Source organism: Mesorhizobium sp. M7A.F.Ca.CA.002.05.1.1 (genome assembly GCF_003998335.1).
GTDB lineage: Bacteria > Pseudomonadota > Alphaproteobacteria > Rhizobiales > Rhizobiaceae > Mesorhizobium.
The window spans coordinates 1-2134 of sequence record NZ_RZQI01000976.1; the positions used below are offsets into that span (position 1 = coordinate 1).

Below are 2134 nucleotides of genomic sequence, written 5' to 3' on the forward strand. Positions count from 1 at the left end.
CATTCCAGGTGAGGAATTTGGGATCGCCCGAGATCAGCCGATCCGGCGTCGGCGCGCCCTGTTCGGCGTCGACAGTGTCGACGCCGATGGCAAGAAATTTTGACTCGCTCATGATCGGTCAGACCTTGGCTAGCGCCTGTTCGAGGTCGGCGACGATGTCGTTGACGTCCTCGATGCCAATCGAAAGCCGCACCGTGTCCGGTCCTGCGCCGGCCTTGACCTTCTGCTCGTCGGAAAGCTGGCGGTGCGTGGTCGAGGCCGGGTGGATGACCAGCGACTTGGTGTCGCCGACATTGGCCAGGTGCGAGAACAGCTCGAGCGCCTCGACAAATTTCACGCCGGCGTCATAGCCGCCCTTGAGAGCGAAGGTGAACACGGCACCGGCGCCCTGCGGCGAGTATTTCTTCTGCAGCGCATTGTTCTTATCGGTCGGCAGGCCTGGATAGTTCACCGACGCGACCTTGGGGTGGTTGGACAGCCAGGCGGCGACCGTCACGGCGTTGTCGCAGTGGCGCTGCATGCGAAGCGGCAAGGTCTCCAGGCCGGTCAAGATGAGGAAGGCGTTGAAGGGCGAGATCGCCGGACCGAGATCGCGCAGGCCGAGCACGCGCGCGGCAATGGCGAAAGCGAAATTGCCGAAGGTTTCGTGCAGGACAAGACCGCCATATTCGGGGCGCGGTTCCGACAGCATCGGGTATTTGCCCGACTTCGACCAGTCGAAGGTGCCGCCGTCGACGATGGCGCCACCGATCGAATTGCCGTGGCCACCGATGAACTTGGTCAGCGAATGGACGACTATGTCGGCGCCATGCTCGATCGGCCGGATCAGGTAGGGCGAAGCCAGCGTGTTGTCGACGATCAGCGGCAGGCCATGCTTGCGCGCGATGTCGCCGATCTTCTCGATATCGACGAAGGTGCCGCCCGGATTGGCCAGGCTCTCGATGAAGATCGCCTTGGTCCTGTCGTCGATCTGGCTCTCGAAGGTCGAGATGTCGTTGGTGTCGGCCCAGCGCACCTCCCAGCCATAATTCTTGAAGGCATGGCCGAACTGGTTGATCGAACCGCCATAAAGCTTGTTGGCGGCAACGAAATTGTCGCCCGGCTGCATCAGATTGTGGAACACGATCACCTGCGCGGCGTGGCCGGAAGCGACCGCGAGTGCCGCCGTGCCACCTTCGAGGGCCGCCATGCGCTCTTCCAGCACCGCCTGCGTCGGATTCATGATGCGGGTGTAGATGTTGCCGAAGGCCTTCAGCCCGAACAGCGACGCGGCATGGTCGGCATCGTCGAAGACGAAGGAGGTCGTCTGGTAGATCGGCGTGGCACGCGCGCCGGTCGCCGGATCGGGCTTGGCACCGGCATGGACGGCGAGCGTGTTGAAACCTGGCGTGCGGGTCACTGAAAACCTCCCTTTTGAAACTCTTGAAATCGCCGGGCATTCTTGGCGAAGCATGAGCGCGAATGCAAAGAAGAAAATGCCCTTCGGCGAACGATCTGCGGCCGAGGCCCGAGAAAATGCACTGGTCTAAGGAATAATTTTGCGCCCAAGGCGCATTGCGCATCAGGCCTTGCTTTTGGTGCACGTCGTTATCCCAAAACCGCCGCGCACTTTTAGCGACGTGTCCTACTTCTGGCGCACGCCAAAACTCTGGAATCCCGACCGCATCAGCGGCTTCTTCGACGACAGCACACCGGAATTGACGCCGGTCCAGCCGATCTCGCCGGACAGCTTGCCGTATTCGATCTTGGGGCAGCGGTTCATCACCACCTTGATGCCGGCGGCCTCGGCGCGCGCGGCGGCCTCGTCATGGCGAACGCCAAGCTGCATCCAGATGACTTTCGGCAAGGGATCGAGCCGCAACGCCTCGTCGACGATGCCGGGCACCGCCGCCGGCGCGCGAAAGACATCGACCATGTCGATCGGCTCGGGAATATCGGCGAGCCTCGCATAGGTCATCCGGCCGAGGATCTCCTTGCCGGCCTGGCCAGGATTGATCGGAAACACCGAAAATCCCTTGGCCAGCAGATATTTCAGCACGAAATAGCTTGGCCGCACATCGTTGGCGGACGCGCCGACCATGGCGATGGTCTTCACCGAATTGAGGATGCCGGCGATGTAGGTGTTGTCGTAGCT

2 protein-coding genes are annotated in these 2134 nt (G+C 61.8%); both read right to left on the bottom strand.

Features of this window, described 5'->3' with window-relative positions; all coding sequences use genetic code 11:
• Positions 1–118: 118 nt before the first annotated feature.
• Positions 119–1399, bottom strand: coding sequence for an O-acetylhomoserine aminocarboxypropyltransferase (locus EN939_RS31365; RefSeq protein WP_127269928.1), 1281 nt, complete (start codon positions 1397–1399; stop codon positions 119–121).
• A 225-nt stretch (positions 1400–1624) separates the two neighbouring features.
• On the bottom strand, positions 1625–2134 hold a 510-nt coding region (locus EN939_RS31370), incomplete at its 5' end, for a CoA-binding protein (RefSeq protein WP_245473238.1).